The organism is Companilactobacillus baiquanensis, assembly GCF_003946605.1.
In the GTDB taxonomy this organism is placed as follows: Bacteria; Bacillota; Bacilli; order Lactobacillales; family Lactobacillaceae; genus Companilactobacillus; species Companilactobacillus baiquanensis.
This window is the reverse complement of sequence record NZ_RHOQ01000003.1, coordinates 40,278-60,096: the sequence shown is the minus strand read 5'-3', so window position 1 is coordinate 60,096 and position 19,819 is coordinate 40,278. Positions and strand designations below refer to the sequence as shown.

General features: G+C 36.5%; 19 protein-coding genes. 6 read left to right on the top strand and 13 right to left on the bottom strand.

Annotation, left to right across the window (positions count from 1 at the left end; all coding sequences use genetic code 11):
* Positions 1-133 precede the first annotated feature (133 nt).
* On the bottom strand, positions 134-361 hold the full coding sequence (locus EKM77_RS05935) for a DUF2922 domain-containing protein (RefSeq protein WP_125593144.1): 228 nt from the start codon (positions 359-361) through the stop codon (positions 134-136).
* Between the two features lie 20 nt (positions 362-381).
* Positions 382-588 carry a hypothetical protein gene (locus tag EKM77_RS05930; protein ID WP_125593143.1) on the bottom strand — a complete coding sequence of 69 codons (207 nt, stop codon included), beginning with the start codon at positions 586-588 and terminating at the stop codon, positions 382-384.
* Positions 589-748: 160 nt separating this feature from the next.
* Between EKM77_RS05930 and EKM77_RS05925 the strand changes: the two genes are divergently transcribed.
* Complete coding sequence (locus EKM77_RS05925; protein WP_125593142.1) at positions 749-1,624, top strand: outer membrane protein assembly factor BamD; 876 nt, start codon at positions 749-751, stop codon at positions 1,622-1,624.
* A 181-nt stretch (positions 1,625-1,805) separates the two neighbouring features.
* Here EKM77_RS05925 and EKM77_RS05920 read toward each other — a convergent pair whose 3' ends face one another.
* Complete coding sequence (locus EKM77_RS05920; RefSeq protein WP_164507728.1) at positions 1,806-3,140, bottom strand: ATP-binding protein; 1,335 nt, start codon at positions 3,138-3,140, stop codon at positions 1,806-1,808.
* A gap of 345 nt (positions 3,141-3,485) precedes the next feature.
* Positions 3,486-4,943 (bottom strand): APC family permease, encoded by a 1,458-nt coding sequence (locus EKM77_RS05915; RefSeq protein ID WP_125593140.1) that lies wholly within the window; start codon positions 4,941-4,943, stop codon positions 3,486-3,488.
* A gap of 313 nt (positions 4,944-5,256) precedes the next feature.
* Here EKM77_RS05915 and EKM77_RS05910 point away from each other — a divergent pair, with 313 nt between their 5' ends.
* On the top strand, positions 5,257-5,778 hold the full coding sequence (locus tag EKM77_RS05910) for a DUF308 domain-containing protein (RefSeq protein ID WP_125593139.1): 522 nt from the start codon (positions 5,257-5,259) through the stop codon (positions 5,776-5,778).
* Here the strand turns inward: EKM77_RS05910 and EKM77_RS05905 are convergent.
* Positions 5,775-6,149 carry a PaaI family thioesterase gene (locus EKM77_RS05905; RefSeq protein WP_125593138.1) on the bottom strand — a complete coding sequence of 125 codons (375 nt, stop codon included), beginning with the start codon at positions 6,147-6,149 and terminating at the stop codon, positions 5,775-5,777. The genes EKM77_RS05910 and EKM77_RS05905 overlap by 4 nt on opposite strands.
* A gap of 25 nt (positions 6,150-6,174) precedes the next feature.
* Here EKM77_RS05905 and menB point away from each other — a divergent pair, with 25 nt between their 5' ends.
* Positions 6,175-6,990, top strand: coding sequence for a 1,4-dihydroxy-2-naphthoyl-CoA synthase (menB, locus tag EKM77_RS05900; RefSeq protein WP_377728804.1), 816 nt, complete (start codon positions 6,175-6,177; stop codon positions 6,988-6,990).
* A gap of 15 nt (positions 6,991-7,005) precedes the next feature.
* Complete coding sequence (locus EKM77_RS05895) at positions 7,006-8,460, top strand: o-succinylbenzoate--CoA ligase (RefSeq protein ID WP_125593137.1); 1,455 nt, start codon at positions 7,006-7,008, stop codon at positions 8,458-8,460.
* 517 nt (positions 8,461-8,977) lie between these two features.
* Here the strand turns inward: EKM77_RS05895 and EKM77_RS05890 are convergent.
* The 7 genes from EKM77_RS05890 to serC all read right to left on the bottom strand — a co-directional run bounded on the left by EKM77_RS05890 (position 8,978) and on the right by serC (position 17,904).
* Positions 8,978-9,730 (bottom strand): alpha/beta fold hydrolase, encoded by a 753-nt coding sequence (locus tag EKM77_RS05890; RefSeq protein ID WP_125593136.1) that lies wholly within the window; start codon positions 9,728-9,730, stop codon positions 8,978-8,980.
* Positions 9,731-10,031: 301 nt separating this feature from the next.
* The gene (locus EKM77_RS05885) at positions 10,032-10,286 is read right to left on the bottom strand and encodes a hypothetical protein (RefSeq protein ID WP_125593135.1); all 255 of its coding nucleotides are present in this window, start codon (positions 10,284-10,286) and stop codon (positions 10,032-10,034) included.
* Between the two features lie 615 nt (positions 10,287-10,901).
* The gene (carB, locus tag EKM77_RS05880) at positions 10,902-14,054 is read right to left on the bottom strand and encodes a carbamoyl-phosphate synthase large subunit (protein ID WP_125593134.1); all 3,153 of its coding nucleotides are present in this window, start codon (positions 14,052-14,054) and stop codon (positions 10,902-10,904) included.
* Complete coding sequence (locus EKM77_RS05875; protein ID WP_125593133.1) at positions 14,047-15,135, bottom strand: carbamoyl phosphate synthase small subunit; 1,089 nt, start codon at positions 15,133-15,135, stop codon at positions 14,047-14,049. Before EKM77_RS05875 ends, carB begins: the two co-directional genes overlap by 8 nt.
* Before the next feature lie 199 nt (positions 15,136-15,334).
* Positions 15,335-15,616, bottom strand: a complete 282-nt coding sequence (locus EKM77_RS05870; RefSeq protein ID WP_125593132.1) for a LysR family transcriptional regulator — start codon at positions 15,614-15,616, stop codon at positions 15,335-15,337.
* A gap of 57 nt (positions 15,617-15,673) precedes the next feature.
* Positions 15,674-16,831 (bottom strand): phosphoglycerate dehydrogenase, encoded by a 1,158-nt coding sequence (locus tag EKM77_RS05865; protein ID WP_125593131.1) that lies wholly within the window; start codon positions 16,829-16,831, stop codon positions 15,674-15,676.
* Entirely contained in the window at positions 16,831-17,904 is a 1,074-nt protein-coding gene (gene serC / locus EKM77_RS05860; RefSeq protein WP_125593130.1) for a 3-phosphoserine/phosphohydroxythreonine transaminase, read from the bottom strand. Before serC ends, EKM77_RS05865 begins: the two co-directional genes overlap by 1 nt.
* Positions 17,905-18,177: 273 nt before the next feature.
* On the opposite strand from serC, the gene EKM77_RS05855 reads away from it, so the two are divergent.
* Together EKM77_RS05855 and EKM77_RS05850 are read left to right on the top strand one after the other, a co-directional pair.
* The gene (locus EKM77_RS05855; protein ID WP_125593129.1) at positions 18,178-18,798 is read left to right on the top strand and encodes a histidine phosphatase family protein; all 621 of its coding nucleotides are present in this window, start codon (positions 18,178-18,180) and stop codon (positions 18,796-18,798) included.
* A 4-nt stretch (positions 18,799-18,802) separates the two neighbouring features.
* Positions 18,803-19,060 (top strand): hypothetical protein, encoded by a 258-nt coding sequence (locus tag EKM77_RS05850; protein ID WP_125593128.1) that lies wholly within the window; start codon positions 18,803-18,805, stop codon positions 19,058-19,060.
* Here EKM77_RS05850 and EKM77_RS05845 read toward each other — a convergent pair whose 3' ends face one another.
* A complete protein-coding gene (locus EKM77_RS05845) occupies positions 19,061-19,465 on the bottom strand; it encodes a hypothetical protein (RefSeq protein WP_125593127.1) in 405 nt (134 codons plus the stop codon). It lies immediately after the preceding gene.
* Positions 19,466-19,819: the final 354 nt, after the last annotated feature.

The following is a 19,819-nucleotide window of genomic DNA, read 5'->3' as shown; positions in this document are numbered from 1 at the left end:
TGCGTTTATGACAGTAACTCAAAATAATTGTTCCTCAAAAGAGCCTAATCCCATAATAGACGATTCCGGGATTAGGCTCAAGCAATATCATACAAAAATTTTAATTATTTTCACTAAAGTGCTAAATAAATTGCTACTGAAGGCTATTTTTGAAAATTTCCTTTTCAGTACGTTGTACATACTTGGCACTAACAACTTCTGAAAAAAGTTGTACAGTATCTTTTTCAAAAATCTTACTGGCAGTGATCTTTTCCATGGCACTTTTCACCAACACCGGATCAAGATCATCTTTAACATAGTTCAATACAAGATCACGTCTCTTACCCGCTGCTGTTTTAAAACTTAATTGTAATTTTTTCATATTCTATTCCCCTTTTATATTTATTCAGTAACCATCGCATCATGCTTGATAACTTCAGCTTTCAGGAATGCATCCCCATCAGACAACATGATCAAACCTTCTATTAAAAGGCCGATCTGTTCTTTAGTTGGATCAGCGACAATATTGTTAAAACTTCTAACCATCTTGCCTTTAGCATACTTATCGTTTGTCATTGTTAAATTAATAGATGTTTTTTCCCAGTCCATCAAAACTACCTCGTTTTCTTTTTTGGTAAGGAACTTTGCCGGCCGACTTAAGTAACTTACATAAATAATAACGAGTGAGGATGCCAAAAACGGAAATACTTTTTTCAATTTCTTTTAACATGTTATAATCTTGGCAGTATTAATATGGAGGAATTAAGTTATGAAGAAAATACTAACGCTTATGATGGCAACCATCGCTGCTTTTCTAGTAGTAGGTTGTTCTAATTCATCAAGTAGTAACAATAACAGTAACGACTACAAGACGGATATGTCTAAAGGTAACAAAGCCGTAAACGATAAAGACTATTCCAAAGCATTGACTTACTACAAGTCAGCCAATGAAGCTAAAAGCACCACTAAATCTTCTGCATACAAAAAACAAGCTCAAAACCTTGTAAATGCAAAGAAACAAATGAATAAACGTGAATTTTCAGACGCTAAGTCATCATTGAATAAAGCTAAGAAACAAGAAAATGGCAACGCAAAGATGACCAAACGTGCTAAGACACTTTTGAAGCAAGTTAAAGTAATCATGAAAAATCGTGCCAACTTCAAGATCAATATCAAAACAGCCAAAGATTTGATCAAGTCAGATAACACTGATCAGGCAACCACCCTATTGAAGCAAATAACAAGCTTTAAAGGTATCAAAGGCAAGTATTACTCAGATATCTATAAACAAGCTAAGAAGCTCTTAAAAGACATGCCAAAGAGCACGGCCAAATCTGAAACGACAGCAGATACTAATAATAGTAGTAATAGTTCAGATTCCACTGCCACAAATAACGATGCATCTACTGACACAAGCGATAGCGACAACCCAGCCGCCAACGGAGACTTTGACAAAGAAAGTAGAAAAGCAGAAGGTGGAACAATCACCGACGCAGATATCGCCAAAGCTCGTCAACAATTAACCGATTCTGGTGTTAAAGACGTACCAGCTTGGAGTGATAGTGAAATCATCAGAGCAATCAAGAATGCCCGTGCTGATGGACGTTCAACAGTACAAGAATCAGACGGAAAAATTTCAAATTAAATCATTAAACTAAAAAAGGCTAGTAATCGATAAGATTACAGCCTTTTTTGGTATCTTCCGGTATCTTCCGGTATCTTCCGGTATCTTCCGGTATCTTCCGGTATCTTCCGGTATCTTCCGGTATCTTCCGGTATCTTCCGGTATCTTCCGGTATCTTCCGGTATCTTCCGATATCTTCCGGTTATATTCGAATATATCTGGTTGACGGTCCAGAACCTATTTTTTTAAGAATTCCATCACTAGCCATATTTTTTAAATAATCACTAGCTTGAGTCTTTTTTACACTCAATAACAATTCAACAACGGGTCTTGTTATATATGAATGTTCATTTAAATATTCCAATATTTTAACAGACCATTCTGAATCAACTTCATTTTCAGGAATAACATTTACGAATTTCTGTTCAACAAGGTGACCTTCATAATTTAAGTCGGGCATACTGACTTTTACAAAGTCCTCTTGAGCATTAAAACTAGGTTGTTTGTCTTCCAAAGAGTAGCTTCCAATTATCCTTCTAATTCCAGTTCCGTAATCCTCTATATAATTTAATCTATGAAGAATCTTTATCACTTGAGAATTTCTAGGCAACGTTTGTCCATCAAGAACCGCCTTAATTTGAATACCACCGGGTAGAGATCCTGGTGACATTATAGTTAATCTATCATCAAAAATTTCAATTTGAATAGGGGACTTACTAAAATATGATCTATGCACAACTGCATTAACAACTGCTTCTCTAATCGCCACTTTAGGATAGCTCAACGTGTCTTCTCTTTGAGGTTTTCCGGTAATTTTAGAAGACAATCTATTATTTAAGTCAATAAATTCCAATGCACTATCGATCTGTTCTGGTAAAGGTCCTATAAATTCTTTACGGTTCTTAAATTGATTAACATTTATACCATCAAAAACTGCTATTTTTATAGAAAATAAATTTTGGTCACTCATTAATAACGCTGTGTTAGTAAATTTTTGACTCTCATTATAAAAGCCTAATGATTTAGGTTTAAATTCTATTTTTTGTCTTCTAAAAATGGCACGTAACCTGTCAAAGGAAAGCTCCTGATTCAATGATTCCGCTAAATCAAAAGAATTTAAATTTTGATTGATTAACATTTTATTTACTAAATCTGGTGAAGCCTTTACCGATTCAGAATTATTCCTAATATATACTTTCTCATCTAAAAAATATGGCTTAGATTTCCCTGGTAAAATCTCTATATAAAATAGTTTTGATTCAACATGTATATTAATCAAACCTATGGGACTTGGATAGAATTTTGAACTAGATAGCCAATGACTAATTTCTTCTTCGATTGAGTGTTTTTCCTCATCAGAAAATATTTTAACTATGCTTCGACTAATATCATTAACACCAAAATAAATATAGCCTACTTTATTACCATTTAAAAAAGCTGCAATTTCTCTTTTTACTTTTTCACTAAACTCTTCTTTATACTCGATTTGATTATTTTCATTTGGAAAAGGTTGATCATCTTCAAATTTAAAAACCATATCTAATCCCCTCATATTTCAATTAATTGCATTTGTTAATAAAAATAATACAGGAAGTAACGCACGTAATAATATTTAAATGTTTATATTAATAAACAGAATATTACTATAAAACAAAAAGTCTACGAGTGGTAAGTGATGGAGTCAGCCGTGAAAGTGGCGTTAGAACGAGCGATCTTCTCGTTCTTACACCACAGACGATTTCTAGATACACGAAGTGTAGCTAAAAATCGAGATCCCAGACCAAGGCTGGGATCGGTCCCACGGCAGACGGAATCACTTACCACTCGTAGACGCCACACCAAACAAAAAAAGAGACCCACTATAAAAGGTCTCAAAAAATAATTAATCATCAGAACTCTTAACCCGCTTGTTACCTTTTCCAAGATAAGAATGGTGCATGCCATAAGCAAAATAAATAACAAGCCCAATAGCAAACCAAACCCCAGCATAGGTCTTAGCTTGAACATCAAGACCCCAAAATACAAACAAAGCGCCAAGAAAGGCAACAGCAGGTAAAACAGGATAAAGTGGCATTTTAAATGATGGTTCAGGTAGATCCTTACCCTCTCGTCTTCTCAAGGGATAGATCCCCAAGGAAACAAACATAAAAGCAATCAAAGTCCCAGCAGAAATCAATTGAGCCAAGAAAGCAAATGGACATAGTGCTCCAACCACAACAGCAATAGCTGATAAAGCAAACAACGCATGATTAGGTAAATTACGTTTGTTCAGCTTACCAAGCCATGCTGGCAACATTCCGTCACGACCAAATGAATAAAGCAAACGTGATCCAGCCAGCATCATTCCAATCAATGCCGTGAACATACCAATAACCGCAACCGCTTGAATGACACTAGCAATTCCAGAATGACCCGCTTGACGTAAAGCCCAGCCAACAGGTTCAGCATTGTTAGCGTATTTAGTATATTTGAACATTCCAACTAAAACTAAAGCAACAGCCACAAACAATGTAACCGCGATAACTAATGAACCAAGGATCCCACGTGGCATAGTCTTTTCAGGGTCTTTAGCTTCAGCAGAATTAGCGGCGATCGAATCAAATCCAATATATGATAAGAAGATCATCGAAACACCAGCATAGATCCCTTTCCAACCACCAAAAGCAGTTCCATCTGGATTAACGTGGTATTTAGGAATAAATGGTACGTAATTTTCAATATGAATGGCAGTTAAACCAACAATAATGAATGTCAAAATTGCTAGAACTTTTAAAACAACCAAAACATTTTCAACTCTAGCAGCACCGTTAACACCTTTAGAAAGCAACCAAGCAACAGCAACTAACACGATCACAGCAGTAATGTCGATGATTCCGCCGTCATTTCCTAAAGTGTTCGACAATGCTTTTGGAAAATTAATTCCCAGTGGAACTAACAACCCTCGAAAATTCGCAGACAATCCAGAACCCACGAAGGCCAAAGCAATAAAGTATTCAGCTAACAACGCCCAACCAGCGATCCAGCCAAAGAATTCTCCAAACATAACGTTGATCCAAGAATAAGCTGATCCAGCAAACGGCATCGCTGCCGCCATTTCAGCATAGGCAAAAGCCACTAAACCCGCAACGATCGCAGCAATTAAAAACGAAAAGACCACCGCTGGGCCAGCATGATCAGCCGCAACGACACCTGGTAAAGTAAAAATCGACGTTGAAACAATCGTCCCTACACCTAAGGCTAAGAAATCCTTAACCGTTAATACTCTTACCAGATTGGCATCCTTGTCTTCATAAATACTCGGATCTTCCTTCAAGGTCAATCGTTTAAATATCCTACTCATATAAATCCTCCTAATAACTTGCTACGATCTTGTCTGACATTGTCAGTTCGGGTACAAGATCTCATCCTTTAAAATTGAATAATGGAAATATTGATATTTTAATTGTTTTCTAATTTAGTTGCAAGTTTTTTCTTAAGGATATAGTCGGATAGTAAAGGGTTAAGTGCCTATAAACAGTTTTAAAATAACTGTTGGCGCTTTCTTATAAATTAAAATGTTTTTAATAATAAATTTGATTACGTTTTCCCAAAGATCAACCAAATAGGATTATTCTGTTATCATAGTTTTATACAAGTTTGGGGGAAGTGAAAAAATGGTCAGACAGTTCCAGCTTTATCGTTGGCTGCGTTTTATTTTTTTATTAGTTGTCGGGATCTTGATCACAGCACAACCGGTTAAAAGTGTGAACGCCATTATCTATCTTGTTTCTACCTATATAGCTATTTATGGTGTACTTTCGATCATCGACGGTATCAGCATTAGAAAAAAAACCGGCGAAAATAACATTGCCATCGGACTTGGTGCCGGAGCGTTATTAGTCGCCGTTTTAGTTTTATTGGTCGCAAAGATTTTGATTCAGCTTGTGCCGCCAGTTTTAGGAATAATTTTATTAGTTAACGGTATCAATCAATTTAGAGATTCAAATGAGACTAAAAGACAAGTTAATGTCACACCGTGGCTCGATTACTTTTACTCTGCCTTATTGATCGGTGTCGGCATAATTTTTATTCTCAACCCTTCCAAAACAATGATATTTTTCTATCAGCTTTTTGGAATCGGATTGATCGTTTTGGCCTTCTTTGAAATCGTCAACTCTAGGATCTATCGAAATTAATCCACTTTAACCTTTTTTAAAGTCATGGTACTCAAACTAGCATTGATCGCACTACCTTTTGGATGAGTAAATGCTTGCCAAGTTTGAATATTACGACCGATCCTGACCGGTGTGGCTTCAGCGATGACAATTCCATCCTTAATCTTGTTGAGCTGATGTGTCATAATATCAACACCAACAGCCGCAAAGCCTGCATCTTGAATGTTGAGATTAGCACCAATACTGCCAGCAGTTTCAGCTAAAACAGCATTGAGACCGCCATGCATGATTTTATACGGTTGCAGATGTTTATCTTCGATTGCCATTTCAAGAATGACCCTTTTTTTAGATTGTTCGACTACTTTTATCCCTAAATTTTCTAACAGATTCATACTTAACACCTCGGAGGTTATTTTAATGAGTAAATGGGAAACAATTAAAGAATATAAAGAAATCCTTTTTGAACGAATGGATAAAATCGCAAAGATCACTATCAATCGTCCTGAAAAACGTAATGCATTTACACCTGTCACTGTACAGGAAATGATTGAGGCTTTCAATTACTGTCGTGACGACGCTTCAATTGGCGCTATCATTTTAACTGGACAAGGAGATCTAGCCTTTTGTTCTGGTGGAGATCAAAGTGTTCGTGGAAATGGTGGTTACGTCGGCCCTGACCATATCGCCAGACTGAATGTTTTAGACTTGCAGCACTTGATCCGTATTATCCCTAAGCCTGTTATCGCCATGGTTCGCGGCTGGTCAGTCGGTGGTGGCAATATCTTGCAACTAGTTTGTGACTTAACGATTGCTGCTGACAATGCTAAATTTATGCAAACTGGTCCTAAAGTAGGAAGTTTTGATGCCGGTTATGGTTCAGCTTATCTAGCACGTGTTATCGGACATAAACGTGCCAAAGAAGTTTGGTTCTTATGTAAAGATTATTCTGCCGAAGAAGCCTTCCAAATGGGATGGATCAATAAAGTAGTTCCGTTAGCTGATGTTGAAAAAGTTACAATAGAATGGTGCAACGAAATCTTGAAGAAATCCCCTACCGCCATTCGTTTCATCAAAGCAGCCATGAACGCCGACACTGATGGAATTGCCGGACTTCAACAGATGGCCGGAGATTCAACAATGTTATTCTATACAACAGACGAAGGAAAAGAAGGTCGCGACGCCTTTTTAGAGAAACGTGACCCGGATTTCGACAAGTTCCCTAAATTCCCTTAGAAAGGAAAATGAACTTTGGAAAATTGGTTAAAAAAACAAGCTCAGCTAAATCCAAATAAAACAGCATTGATCCTAGAACATTCTGACTTCACCTTTAAAGAATTAGATGAAAGTGTTCAATTATATGCCAGTAAATTATCGACTCGTGCAAAAAAACACGATCGTATCGCTGTTTTCATCACTAACAGCTTCAACGGGTATATTGCAGTCCTAGCATTGCAGCAGCTCGGAGCTGAAATTGTTTTTTTAAACACTCGCCTATCAAAAGACGAATTAGCTTTTCAGCTTAGAGATTCAAACTCCAAATTTTGCCTGATCGATGACGGTACTGACATATCAGAAATAGCACAAGTTAATTTTCCACAAGTGCATATCTCTGACACACTTTCACTAGTCCCTGACAAAAGTTATCAACCTGTGGAAGAATTTAATAACGACGACATCACTTCGATCATGTATACCTCGGGAACATCCGGCCGACCTAAAGGCGTTTTACAGACCTTTGGCAATCATTTTTATTCGGCAATTGCGACATCTTTAAATCTAGGAATAAATTATCGTGATTCGTGGGTCTTATCGGTCCCCTTGTTCCACATTTCAGGCTTTTCAATTATGATGCGATCATTGATTTATGGAATTGGCATCTATTTAATACCAAAATTTGACGAAACTTACATCAACAAGATTCTGATCAATGAACGAGCTTCGATTATTTCATTAGTTCCGACTATGCTAAAACGACTCTTAAACAATTTAGCCCCTAAGCAAAAATACAACAGCAATTTTCGTTGTGTTTTATTAGGCGGAGGTCCGATCGACAACTGGACTTTATTAAGATGCAATATGCTGGCAATACCAGTAATTCAAAGTTATGGCATGACCGAAACAGCCTCAAACGTCGTTGCGTTGAACAATCGCGATGCAGAAAGAAAAGTCGGTTCATCTGGGCAGGCACTCTTCCCAGTTCAATTGCGGATCGCTCAAAAAAACGACGAGGGTATCGGTGAGATCGAAGTTAAGTCACCTACTTTAGCAAAAAGTTATCTCAACATGCCGGAATTATTTAAACAACGGCTGACTAAAGACAGATTCTTCAAAACCGGTGATATTGGTTATTTAGATGATGAGGGATTTCTCTTTGTTAAAGGCAGAAAAGACGACATGATAATTTCTGGCGGCGAAAATATTTACCCCGAAGAAATAGAAAATATTTACAGTAAGATCGAAGGTATTTTAGGAATTCTTATCATTGGCAAACGCAATGAAAACTGGGGTCAGATACCCATTGCCTATGTTATCTTGAACAAAAACGCTTATCTAACTGGTAAAGATTTGATCGATTATGGACGAGATCATATGGCACATTACAAAGTTCCAAAAGAATTTCGCCAAGTTGACCATTTTCCACAAACATCAAGTGGCAAGCTTTTACGTCGCAAAATTAGCGGGATTCCTTATAATTTGCTTTAAGATTGTTTTAGATTGTTTTGTCGTCTCCGGTAAAAAGCGGGCAGTCCCTGCTGTGGGAACGTTTTGAGCCTTGGTCTCAAAACTCGATTTTAAGCTTCGCAAGGTTCGCGAATCTTAAAATGCGTCCATGCTGTAAGCAATAAATTGCTAACAGCATTTGCACAGCTGGAACTGCCCGCTTTTTTCCTCCGACTTGTATTTTAATAGTATTCAGTTTAACTCTATTAAATTAGAGAAACTGGATACTATTTTTTTACACAAATTTTATACAAAAAAAATAGATAACCCAAAAAGAAGTTATCTACTCAAAACAAACTAAAAAACACAAAACTAGTCGGAGGTCAAAAATGAGAAATGTCAGCGGTGAAAGTTATCTTAGCGATTAATCGCTTAGATAACAGGACGAATTCCAAGATTCGCGCACTTTGCGAAGCTTGGAATCGAGCCTTGAGACCAAGGCTCAAGGCGGTCCCACCGCAGACGTTTCTCATTTTTGACCGGAGACGGCAGACGGACCCTAACTCAAATAATACTCAAAGAAATTAGCAATTTTATCCATCAACGGAGGCTCTACTAAATGCCCAGCCTTGTAGCCAGTAATAAAAGCAACCTGCTCACCGTATTCATGCCCCTGGATCTTGTCAAAGAAGTCCTTTGACTCTTCATAAGGAATACGCTCATCTTCAGTTCCATGCCAAAATAACAACGGACGCTTGTTAATTTTTTCTGGATGTAGATTTAAATCGTAGTTGTCGATCCAACTAGTCAACATATTTAAATCCTTGGGCACATAAATACCATGATTTTTAGCATGATATCTAACCAATTTTGCATAGGCATTCAAATTAGGCGTTCCCATAATAATCGTTCCAGCAGTAATCTCTGGATGTTGCGCAAATAAAGCACCAGTAGTCATACCACCCATCGAATAACCACCAACACCAATTTTATTATCTTTAATCAGATCTCTCTTCTGATAAAAGCTCAGGATCAATTCAAATTCAGCTAAATTACCTTGAATACTATTCCAAAAAGTAAATGAAGGAATCGACGAAACATCCTCTAATCTTTTTCCATGGTTCATAGCATCCGGCAAAACAACTCTAATATGTTTAGCAGCCAATTTTCTAGCCTGCGTCAAAACAAGTTCCTTTTCAGAACGCCAACCATGATAAAAAACAACCAATGGCACTTTTTCATAGCGATACTCTTCTTCAACCACTTCAAGTACCGGAATATCTTGAAAACTTCTCTGATAAATTTTAACCATCAATTTCACCTCATAAATATAATATCATTGCAAAAAGAAATAAGGGTAAAACAAAAAAACAGGCGAACCAAAAAAAGTTCACCCAAATTCATTTTTCCTTGTTATTCAGTCGGAGAACAAAAATGAGAAACACCAGCAGTGAAAGTTATCTTAGCGATTTATCGCTTAGATAACAGGACGAATTCCAAGATTCGCGTACTTTGCGAAGCTTGGAATCGAGCCTTGAGACCAAGGCTCAAGGCGGTCCCACTGCAGGAGTTTCTCATTTTTGATCGGAGACGACAAAAAAACATTTCAAACCCTATCGACAATTCAAAAGATAATTGATTTTAAATAACAATTCTTCAACATCGCGTTTATTAATATCACCATTTTGCAAAGAATAATAAACAAGATCACTACGTAAGTTAGCCAATGGCATTTGCCAATCAACTTGTTTATTCATTTTAAATATATAACTCATTACTAACTCAATTAACACTTCTTCTGAATTGATGTTAAAAGTCCCAACAGATTCTTCTAATTCGCGAACTACTTCATCGCTCTTTATGGACATTCCTTTAAATTCCTCCAAGACTCATCCCACCTTCAATTCATAATTTAAACAAAATTCTTATCAACATAGATTATCCAACATTATTAATGATATTTATAACCACAATTATAAACTTGGATTATTGGGAATTGACATATACCAATGATGTAGCCATTTATAGCAATTTTACTTCAGAAAAAACTTATCGTTCTTACCATGATTTTATATATTGATAGCGCTTAAACTACTAATAGTTATAATATTCTGTTATTGATTTTAATTAAAATGTTTTTTCACAAAGTGTGGAAATAATATAAGTAAAGCTTTATAATAAAGGTGGTTTATATGGGCGGGAAATATGAACCTAACTTCTTGTTATTGTTACATGTAGTACTCCTTCTCAACTGCTTGTAAACAGAGTTTGTGGTAGGCTCTGGATCTCTCGCAATAAAGGCTAGTGGTAGGCCTTTATTTTTTTTATTTTAAAATATATAACTGCTTTTACACTAAAATACGACTTTATATCGTATCCTAAAAAAATTAAACAAATTCATATTTCCCATATTTTTACGTACTAAAAATACTCAACAAAAAGAGTCCAAAATCTAAACTGATTTTGGACTCTTTTATTTTATTTTACAGTGCTTTTGTATAGAATGACTGTGATTCTAAGACATCAAGCATTCCATAAACTGTATCAATAGCTGTAAATAACGTTACTCCATGGGCAATTGCCAAGGTTCTGACATATTCTCCATGATCCTTATCATCGATCACTGTATTGATAACTACGTCGATTTCTTTGTCTAGCATCATCTGGTGCAATTCTTTAGGTTCAAGCTTTTTAACTTTTAAACCTTTAGAAGCTAAGTAGTCGGCTGTATTACCGGTTGATAATATTAAAAATCCTAAGTCACGGAATCTCTTTGCAACTTGATAACCTTCTTCAACGTCTGAATTCTTAGTAGTTATCAAAACTTTACCATGATCTGGGACGTGTAATTTGGCACCTTCAAAGGCTTTATAAAGTGCCTTTTCAAATGTTTTATCTGTTCCCATTACTTCACCGGTTGACTTCATTTCAGGTCCTAATAATGGGTCTACACCATTCAATTTCGAGAATGAAAAGACCGGTGCTTTCACGTGAACTAATTCACCAACAGGCTTTAATCCATCTTGATAGCCTTGTTCATGAAGTGATCTTCCCAAAATGACATTGGTTGCTACTTGGGCCATTGGAATATCGGTTACCTTGCTCAAGAACGGAACTGTCCGACTGGCACGAGGGTTAACTTCGATAACGTAGACTTTTTCTTCATGAACGACAAATTGAATATTCATCATCCCAATACAGTTAAGGTCTTTTGCCAATAATTTTGTATAGTTAACGATTTGGTCACAAACATCTTTTGAAAAATGTTGGGTTGGATAGACTGACATGGAATCACCAGAATGGACTCCGGCACGTTCAATATGTTCCATGATACCTGGGATCAAAACATCTTTACCATCACAAATGGCATCGACTTCACACTCTTTACCGATCAAGTAATGATCAACTAAAACTGGATGATCATGTGAGGCTTTAACGGCATTATGCATGTAATAATCGAGATCTTCTTGATGATGGATAATCTCCATAGCACGACCGCCTAAAACATAACTTGGACGTACTAAGACTGGATATCCAACCTTTTTAGCAATCACTAAAGCATCTTCCGCATTATCGGCTGTATCGCCTTTAGGATGGGCGATATTAGCTTTATTGATGACTTTTTCAAATTCATCACGATCTTCTGCACGGTTGATGTCTTCAACACTAGTTCCTAGAACTTTAACACCGTGTGCTAATAGTGGTTCTGCTAAATTGATCGCCGTCTGACCACCGAATTGCAAAATAACACCTTCTGGTTTTTCTAACTCGATAACGTTTAAAACATCTTCTAAAGTTAGTGGTTCGAAATACAATTTGTCAGAAACTGAGAAATCGGTCGAAACTGTTTCTGGATTACTATTCATAATAATAGCTTCATAGCCAGCTTTTTGGATAGCCTTAACAGAGTGGACGGTAGCGTAATCAAATTCGACCCCTTGTCCAATTCTGATCGGACCAGATCCAATAACTAAGATCGATGGTTTAGCACTGACGATACTCTCATTTTCTGTTTCATATGTTCCATAAAAATATGGTGTTTCAGAATCAAACTCACCAGCACAAGTATCGACCATTTTATAGACTGGCAATAACTTGTTATCAGTTCTAAATTTGCGAACTTGATCTTCTGATCGATTCCATAATTTGGCAACGGTAGCATCAGAAAAACCATTTTTCTTAGCTTCTAAGAGTATCTCTTTATCATCAATATTCTTTTTTAAATCATCTTCAATTTCAATTATATGAAGCAGTTTATCCAAGAAGAATAAGCTTATCTTAGTTTTATCAGCCAATTCATCGATCGTAATACCACGACGGATTGCTTCTGCTAAGTAAAACAGACGGTCATCTTTTGCTTCGACTAGACCTTCATCTAAGTCTTCATCAGAAATACTATGTAGTTTGGGTTCATCAATATAGTTCAAACCGATCTCTAGTGATCTGACAGCTTTTAAAGTTGCCTCTTCAATGTTACGACCAATTGCCATAACTTCACCAGTTGCCTTCATTTGTGTGCCTAATAAACGATCAGCTTTAGTGAATTTATCAAATGGCCATCTAGGGATCTTGCAGACAACATAATCTAAAGCTGGTTCAAATTCAGCGTAAGTTGTTCCTGTAACTGGATTAATAATTTCATCTAAAGTTAATCCAACGGCAATTTTGGCAGCGACTTTAGCAATCGGATAACCAGTTGCTTTAGAAGCCAAAGCACTAGAACGGCTAACTCGAGGGTTTACTTCGATAACGTAATATTGGAAACTCTTAGGATCGAGTGCCAATTGAACGTTACAGCCACCTTCGATTTTCAAAGCACGAATAATCTTTAAGGCAACATCTCTAAGCATTTGAAATTCACGATCACTTAAAGTTTGGATCGGAGCGTACACGATCGAGTCACCAGTATGAATTCCGACAGGATCAAAATTTTCCATACCACAGACGACCATGGCGTTATCATTAGCATCACGCATAACTTCAAACTCAATTTCTTTAAAGCCAGCGATACTTTGTTCCAGCATAACTTGGGTCACTGGTGAAAGAGTCAATCCACGATCAACGATTTGGCGAAGTTCTTGTTCATTATCAGCAATTCCACCACCAGTTCCTCCCATAGTGAAGGCTGGTCTAACGATCAAAGGATAACCGATCTTGTTACCTGCTTTAACAGCTTCTTCCAATTCATTGACAATAGCTGATTCAGGGACTGGTTCGCCCAAAGTGTTCATCAAACTACGGAATTTTTCACGGTCTTCTGCTTGATCGATCGCATCGAGTTTTGTACCTAATAATTCAATATCTAATTCTTTTAAAATACCTGATTTAGCAAGTTCCATCGCCATATTTAGTCCTTGTTGGCCACCTAAAGTCGGTAAAATTGCATCAGGAAGTTCTTTTCTTAAAATCTGCGAAACAAATTGATAAGTGATCGGCTCAATATAAACCTGATCGGCGATTTCTTTATCAGTCATGATCGTGGCTGGATTTGAATTGACCAAAACAACTTCAAAACCGAGTTCTTTTAAAGCCATACAAGCTTGAGTTCCTGAATAATCAAATTCAGCTGCCTGACCAATAATAATCGGGCCGGAGCCAATTACCATGATTTTATGTATATCAGTTCTTTTAGTCATGTGAAACTTTCCCCTTTTCCTCATTTTCATCGATCATTTGCATAAATCTATCAAATAAATAATCTGCATCATGTGGACCAGGAGCAGCATCAGGATGATATTGCACAGAAAAGGCCGGGTAGATTTTATGCTTGATTCCTTCAATAGTTTGGTCATTGATCTCCTCATGAGTTACTTCAAGTTCAGTACCTTTTAATGAGTTACGATCAACTGCATAACCATGATTTTGGGAAGTAAAATCTATACGACCAGTTTTAAGTTCACGGACAGGATGGTTAAATCCACGATGTCCAAATTTCATTTTGAATGTATTAGCTCCATTAGCTAAGGCAAATAACTGATGTCCTAAACAAATCCCAAATAATGGCACTTCTTTTTCCACGCCGCGAATCATTTCTAAGGCGGTCGTTACATCTTTAGGATCACCAGGTCCATTTGACAACATGACCCCGTCTGGATCATGGCTAAGAACGTCTTCAGCACTAGAATCTGCCGGCAAAACGACAATATTACAATTTCTAGCTGATAGTTCTCTTAATATAGAAAGCTTCAATCCAAAATCTACCAACACGATCTTTTTACCGATCGCTGGTACAGAATAAGGTTTGCTTGTGGTGCTTGTTGCAACCTCATCCTTAGGCAAACTGGCCTTTTGTAAATCACTAACAGTTGTATCAGTAACTTCATCTACTAAAACAGCCTTCAAAGCTCCTTTTGAACGAATGTGTCTTGTTATTGCCCGAGTATCGATACCGCTGATACCAGGAATATTTTCTTGCTTCAAGTAATCATCTAATGACAGATCCATTCTCCAGTTACTGGATCGTCGGGCCAATTCATGTACTACTACACCTTTGCAAGTTGGGGTTATTGATTCATAGTCATCACGGTTGATACCGTAATTTCCGATTAGTGGGAAGGTAAACATCAAAATCTCCCCATTATATGATTGATCTGTAATTGATTCTTGATATCCAGACATCCCCGTGCTGAATACTAATTCGCCGAACGCGTTAGTATCGGCACCAAATGCTTGGCCGGAATAAATATTTCCATCTTCTAATACCAAGTAACGTTTCATTGTTTCACCCTTTCTTGAATAAATTGACCTAAAATGATTTATCACTCTTTAATTTAAACCGTGATTGTTAAGATTGTACAACTAGTTGCTTAGAATTCAAACAGTTTTTTTATAATAAAATTAAATTTTATAATTTTATTATAATAAAAAAAGACTTTATTGACAGGCAATAAAGTCTTTTTAATTAAACAACAAAAATTTAATTATGTTTATTATACTCAGGATCATCTAAGTCTTTCTCAATATCTAATCCATACAAATCATTAACAGCCGAATCCTTTGGAGCGGGATGAACAACTATGATGGCTATGGCTCCTTTACTGCTTACATAGCCGACAAAAGAAGTCACTTCTTCGACGTAATATGGTAATCCATCAGAATGAATAATATACTGACCAACTACCGGCATATTTTCCACGTAAACTTTATTCATGCGAATGTAATCGTCGCCTTCATGAAGTACAATCAAAACTTTATACATAATTTGTTTGCTCCTTTGTATTTGTTTTAACATAGTTCAAAAGGAAACAATAATATTTTACCTGTGATCAATTAAACGTACCCGTCTAACTTCAGGTATTGCTTGAATTTGATTTATTAACTGTTCTTTATAATTTAAATTATCAGCATCTATAATCGTATAAGCAGTTTCACCTTTAGCAGCATTGGCCATGTTATTAATATTGACATGTGCCTGTGCCAAAAAGGTCGTGATCTGGCCCACCATGTTAGGTACGTTTTTATGCATGATAGTAAATCTGTACGGAGCGTTAAATGGCAATTTCATTCCCGGTAGATTAACTGAATTGACCGTGTCGCCATTTTCCAAGAAGTTCATAATTGTATTCGCCGCTTTGATTGCCCCATTATCTTCAGCTTCTAAAGTTGATCCGCCAATGTGAGGTGTTGTGATAACTTTTTCGTTGTCAGCAATAATATCATCTCCAAAATCAGTACAGTAAAATTGAATTTTTCCCAAATTTTCAACGACAGCTTGATTATCGACGATCCCGCCGCGAGCGTAGTTGAAGAGGATCACACCTTTTTTCATAGCTTGAATTTCTTTAGTTGAAATAAGTCCGATCGTGTCTTTATTTTTAGGCACATGGATCGTTACATAGTCGGCATCTTTTAAAGCTTGATAAAGGCTAGTTAAACGTTGCACTCTATTATTGATTTTCCAAGCCGAATCAGCCGATAAAAACGGATCGTATCCTCTGACATTCATTCCTAAATTAACTGCCTCATTGGCGACTAATGAGCCGACATTGCCAAGTCCAACTACTAGAAGATTCTTTCCAAATAATTCTGTCCCGTTAAATTTAGCTTTGTCATACTCAACTTGCTTAGAAATATCAGCATGGATATTTTTATGAGAATAATCATAGGCCGCAAAAACTTTTCTAGAAGTAGCGATCATCATCGAAATAACTAATTCTTTAACGGCATTGGCATTGCTTCCTGGAGTATTGAACACTGCTATTCCGTTATCAGTAGCTTCTTTTAAGGGAATATTATTGACCCCGGCACCAGCTCTTGCGATAACTTTTAAAGTTGTTGGAAATTGAGCTTTTAACAAGTTTACTGAACGGATCAAATAAGCATCAGGTGCATCTTCTTGATTGATCGTATAATCGGTGGTGAATGTTTTTAACCCTTTATTAGCGATGGCATTGAATGTTTTTACTTGATACATTAGTTGATCCCCCTGTTTTCTTTTTCAAATTTTTCAAGAAATTCGACTAAAGCTTTTGCGCCTTCATATGGCATGGCATTGTACAAACTAGCTCTCATACCGCCAACTAGTCGATGTCCTTTAAGATTTAGCAAATCATTTTCTTCTGCTTCAACGATAAATTTTTTATCCAGTTCGTCATTTCCCGTGCTAAAAATAATATTAGTTAGCGAGCGTGAATCTTTTTTGACTGGATTAGTAAACAGTTTTGAATTATTCAAAAAGTCATATACAAGATTCGATTTTTGAAGATTACGTTTTTCTATTTCCAAAACTCCACCCAGATCTTTGAGCCATCTCAAAACTAAATTGGCTGTATAAATGGCAAATACCGGTGGAGTATTCAGCATTGAATTTTTCTTAGCTAAAATTTGGTAATTCCACATGCTTGGCAGATCATTTTTGGTGATCAGGTCCTTACGAATGACCACTATGGTAAGACCTGCGATACCGAGATTTTTTTGAGCGCCTCCATAAATAACATCAACATTTTTAAATAGATAATTTTGTGCCAAAAAATTAGAAGAGACGTCAAGCACTAACGGCTCATTCAATTCTGGCAGTGTTTTATAAGACGTTCCTTCGATCGTATTATTTGTTGTCAAATGCACATAATCCAAAGTTTCTTGCGGCTTTATCACTTTAGGGATATCGTGATAGTGATCGATTTTAGAAGAAGCAATCGTATCTACTTTTATTCCAGCCTTTTGTGCTTCTTCTTGTGCTCGAACTGCCCAATGACCGGTATCAACTAATCCAATGTGTTTTGTTTTAGCAATATTCATCGGGATAGCCGCAAATTGAGTAGTAGCTCCACCTTGAAGAAATAAAACTTCATAATCATCAGACAGATTTAATAAATTCAATAAATTAGTTTTAGCTTCAGCAATTATTTTTTCAAAAAGATCAGAACGATGGGAGATTTCCATCACACTCATTCCAGAACCATTAAATGATGGTAAATCACCCTTTATTTGTTGAATAACACTAGTTGGCAACATAGCTGGGCCTGCTGCAAAATTATATACTGACATATCCTTCATCCCTTTCGAAAATAAAAAAGTCCCCACAGATAACTGTGGGGACTACGTCAGTACACTTATTGCCCCACAGTTTTCAATCGCTTGAAATCCATGCGGCTAATGTTAAATAGGCCTACACGGATAACCATGTAGACAAGGAGGAGCTTATTAAGATAAAATGATATTGTTCTAACATAATTAATAAACCTCCAATTAACTTAAAAGAAGTTTAACAATGAATTATTAAAGTGTCAATAACAAGCAATAGAAAAAAGAGGAATTTAAATGACGGAATTTTATTTAGTACGGCATGGTCAAACTAATGCCAACGCCACTGGTATCAAGCAAGGAAGCATCAATACTGAGATGACTCACCTAAATGATGCCGGAAAAGCTCAAGTAGGAAATCTGCACAAAACTTTTGATATTTCTAATTTTGATCAAATCATCAGCAGTCCCCTATTTAGAACCTTAGAAACAACTGACATCCTAAACGAAGGTTATAATTTGCCAGTTTCAACCGATAAAAGATTGATTGAAATTTCTTATGGTCAGTGGGATGGCCTTAAAAATGATGATTTAAAAGCCGCCTATCCCGAATTATTCGATCCCTACGTAAAAGACGTTTTACCAGCCTACGTCAAAAGAGCCACTAACGGTGAAACTTTTGAAGAAGTCTCCAATCGTGTAAAAGAATTTCTAGTGGAGACAGCTGAAAAATATCCTAACGAAAAAATATTGATCGTAACACACGGATTCGCTATAAAAGCCGCTATGTTAGGATTATTTGAACCAAAAGATCCAATGATGATCCCTGAACCCGACAATGCCAGCGTCACCAAATTAGTTATTCTAGGTAAAAGCCACAGATATTATTTAAAATATTACAATCGTCAGAAAGCGTAAAAATATGTCTGAAACTACCCTTCATATCAGTAAAGATATCAATTTAGAAGAAGCAAAAGAACTCATTTTAAAACCCAAATTAGAAAAAATAATACTCGATGCAAACATTGCCATCGAGTATTTACCAACTATTTATCACATATTTAGATTGAATAGGATCACCGTTCTAGGTAATCAAAAAGCAAAAGATATTTCTCCTAATATCTTTTTAGATAACGATATTAATAATTACGAAGAACGAGCAATTTTTGTGGAAGTGTAGTTATTGTTTTTTAAATATTTTTCTTATGTAACGATTTTGGAAAACCAAATAGTACGACCCAACGATCGCATATAGATTATAGAAAATAAATACAATCAACCAAGTAGTCTTTTGAATATAACTAGCCGACAATAAATTCTTCAACGACTGATCGACCGAAGCATTGAACGTTTGTCCAATTTGAACCGAAAAAACGATCATAATTAAAATCGACACTAAAATCCCGGCAAATTGATGTACATTAACAAACTTTTCTTGTAAATCCTCATCCATCTCCAGCCGGTCATCTTTTTTAGCAGCACGAACATACTTCAATTCCAATAAACTGCGAATTAAGCTCAACCCTAAAAAAATCGCCGTAACCAACATCCAAACAAACGTTAAAATCACCAAAATCTGATCCATTATTACCCCTCAATTAAAAACGGGACTGATTACACAGTCTCGTTTATTTTTTTGAAAAAAGTTATTAACTAATAAATATCACAAGCAACCGAAACCATTCGGAGGTCAAAAGCGAGAAGAGCCAGCAGTGCAAGTGGTGTTAGCGACTAGTCGCTTACAGCACAGGACGCATTTTAAGATTCGCGTACTAGGCGAAGCTTAAAATCGAGTCTTGAGACAGTGGCTCAAGACGTTCCCACAGCAGGCCTCTTCTCGCTTTTGACCGGAGACGAAATTTTTAGCAGATTCTAACTACTAACAAATAATATGAACTCATTACTGACTCTTACTTGTCTGGTTGCTTATTTAGCGCTC